Raw genomic sequence first — 2,851 nt, forward strand, 5'->3', positions numbered from 1 at the left:
AGAATAGTTATTTGATATACTTTAGAAAATACATGTTAATAATGTGAAATCAGACTTTAATTACGGTGAATAATATGAGATTAAGTCTGATGGGTCTTGTTATTATTCTAATATCATTATAGAAATATAAATCGGTAAATTCAGTTTAACTAGGAGGATTATATGAAGCCAATTGTTTTTATCTATCATTCAGTACTTGGAATAAGAGGGTCTGAATTAAATTTGTCAGAGGTTATAAAAAAAGAAGGTTTTGATGTTATCATTCCTGATTTGTATGAAGGAAAGAAATTTGATGATTATAAAACAGCTATGGCTTTTCTCGGAACATTTGGAGAAGATGGTTTAGAAAAGAAAGCCTATGCGATGTTCGAGGAAGAACACAAGAAGAATGGTAAGAAACCGGTTATCTTTATTGGTTTTTCAAATGGTTGTAATTTAGCAGAGTGGCTTTCGCTAAAAATTCCAGAGACAGTTGGAACCATATTGTTACATGGTGGAATGCCAGTTAAAATGTTTGGCTATGAGGGGTGGCCATCAAATCTCCCCATCCAAATCCATTATTCTAAAGAAGATCCGTGGAAACTAGAAGATGAAGAAATTTTACAAGAATTCCTGAATGAAATAGAAAATTCAGGCGCTAAGTTGGAATTCTATGAATATGAAGGAGAAGGATATTTGTTTTCTGATCCTGAATTGCTATTAGAATATAATGATATAGAAACTCAAAATATGTATGAGAAAGTAAAAGGATTTTTAAGTAACTTTTAGTAATGGAATGATAAATTTATGCTGATACCACTAAAGAGCTATGGTAGGAGATTGTCTTGTAAACTGTAACTGGATGTATTATTGAAACTGACAATAAGCTTCTAATGGTTTAGCAAGGGAATGAAATGATTCAAAGCAAAAAGAAGACCACGTACAAAATTTATATGGTGTTCTTTTTGTTTAGTTTTTTAATGTGGTCATAAAAAGGCGGAGCCTATTATAAGTTTAATTATTTAATTTCAGAAAGGTATATATAAATCATGGCGCAACAAATTGTCCTACCCATCAAAGACTCCAACGTCTTAAAGATGGTACAAGATACACTTCTCGATAGCTTCTGTACTTCTTGGCATTTTAGAAAGGAAATCTTCTCATGAAAATTCTTGTTACCGGATTTGATCCCTTTGGCGACGATAAAATTAATCCTGCGATTGAAGCCGTGAAACGTTTGCCGGATGAAATTGCTGGGGCACAAATCGTTAAATTGGAAATTCCGACAAAGTTTAATGTTTCAGCCGATGTCGTTAAAGATGCTATTGCCAAAGAAAAGCCTGACTATGTGTTGAGCATTGGTCAGGCTGGTGGCCGGTTTGAACTCACGCCGGAGCGAGTTGCGATTAACTTGGATGACGGTCGGATTCAAGATAATGCCGGGTATCAGCCACTTAATCACACGATTCATGGCGATGGCGAGAATGCCTACTTTACCCAGTTACCAATTAAGGCCATGGCCAAAGCCATTCGGGAAGCTGGTGTTCCGTCAGCAGTCTCCAACACAGCAGGCACTTACGTCTGCAACCACATTTTTTATCAGGTACAGTATATGCGGGATAAGATGTTTCCCGATATTAAGGCCGGCTTCATGCATATTCCATTTTTGCCGGAACAGGTTGTCACTCGTCCGGAAACACCAGCGTTGTCATTGGATGATGATGTTTTAGGCATCACTGCCGCTATCAAGGCCATCGTGTCCCGTGACGGCAAAGGCGATATCGAAACGATTGAAGGCAAGGATCACTAAAAGCCTGTTTAGTGTTTTTGGACTATTATCAAATAAATAGACATAAAAAAGAAAAGCGTTCTAATCGTTTTTCCTTTTTTATCAGATGTTCAGAAAATGGTCATTTTCTGAACACTCTTCTTTTCTTATTAAGATTATTAAAATCATTTGCATTTATTGTTCATTAACCCGTAATTTATTCTATGTTAATTTATATAAGTGCTTTCAAGTTATGGTACAATACTATCAATGGAGGAATGCTATGAAAAATTTATTAATAGTTTTTGAAGGACTTGACGGTTCAGGAAAAACAACTCAAATTGATATGTTACATCAATGGTTTGAAAATAAAAAACTTAAAGTTTTTACAACAAAACAACCAACAGATTACTATAGAAATGATAAAAGAGTTAGAGATTATTTGGATAATGGTATTGCGCCCAATATGTATTCGATTGCTTTATTGGCTGCAGCTGATAGAACTTATCAGATAACTTCAGAAATTTTCCCCAAAATATCTGAAAGCAACATTATATGTGATAGATACTTATACAGTTCACTAGCGTTCTTTAAAGCTCGTGGGATAGACTACAAAGAAATTCTAATGATTAATAAAGGTGTTCCTACTCCAGATGTTACAGTGTTTTTAGATGTTCCTCCAGAGCGTGCTTTAGAGAGAGTTCGTCAAAGGGATGGAGAAGATATAAAGTATGAAGAAAAAAATGAGTTAGTATTTAACCAAGTAAGACAAAATTTTCTTGATGTTTTACCTAAAAATGCTTTACTTGTTGATTCAACTGTAGGGATTGACAAAGTTCATCAAATAATAACTAATTTTGTAAGCGAGGTAATGGATAAATGATGTTTTCTGATAGATATATACAAAAAGTAGTCAATACAAAATCTCATCTATGTGTTGGGTTAGATCCCATTTTAGAGAATTTTCCTAGCTATATTTTAAAAAAGGCAGAGAGCATCTATGGAAAGACCCCTAGAGGAGCAGGCTACGCTATTTTTGAATTTAATAAAATGATTATTGATATAGTGGCAGATAAAGTTCCAGCTGTAAAACCTCAACTTGCT

The 2,851-nt window shown here is 34.5% G+C and carries 3 protein-coding genes and 1 pseudogene; all 4 read left to right on the forward strand.

What is annotated here, in order from left to right:
- Positions 1–162 precede the first annotated feature (162 nt).
- Positions 163–768 (forward strand): dienelactone hydrolase family protein, encoded by a 606-nt coding sequence (locus tag AB0N03_RS52075; protein ID WP_063284065.1) that lies wholly within the window; start codon positions 163–165, stop codon positions 766–768.
- 373 nt (positions 769–1,141) lie between these two features.
- Complete coding sequence (gene pcp / locus AB0N03_RS52080) at positions 1,142–1,789, forward strand: pyroglutamyl-peptidase I (protein ID WP_014573651.1); 648 nt, start codon at positions 1,142–1,144, stop codon at positions 1,787–1,789.
- A 241-nt stretch (positions 1,790–2,030) separates the two neighbouring features.
- Entirely contained in the window at positions 2,031–2,630 is a 600-nt protein-coding gene (tmk, locus tag AB0N03_RS52085; RefSeq protein ID WP_349221497.1) for a dTMP kinase, read from the forward strand.
- Positions 2,627–2,851, forward strand: a pseudogene (locus tag AB0N03_RS52090) (orotidine 5'-phosphate decarboxylase); the annotation flags it as partial. The gene tmk and the pseudogene AB0N03_RS52090, both read left to right, overlap by 4 nt.

The organism is Amycolatopsis sp. NPDC051061 (assembly GCF_040682935.1).
Taxonomy (GTDB): domain Bacteria; phylum Actinomycetota; class Actinomycetes; order Mycobacteriales; family Pseudonocardiaceae; genus Amycolatopsis.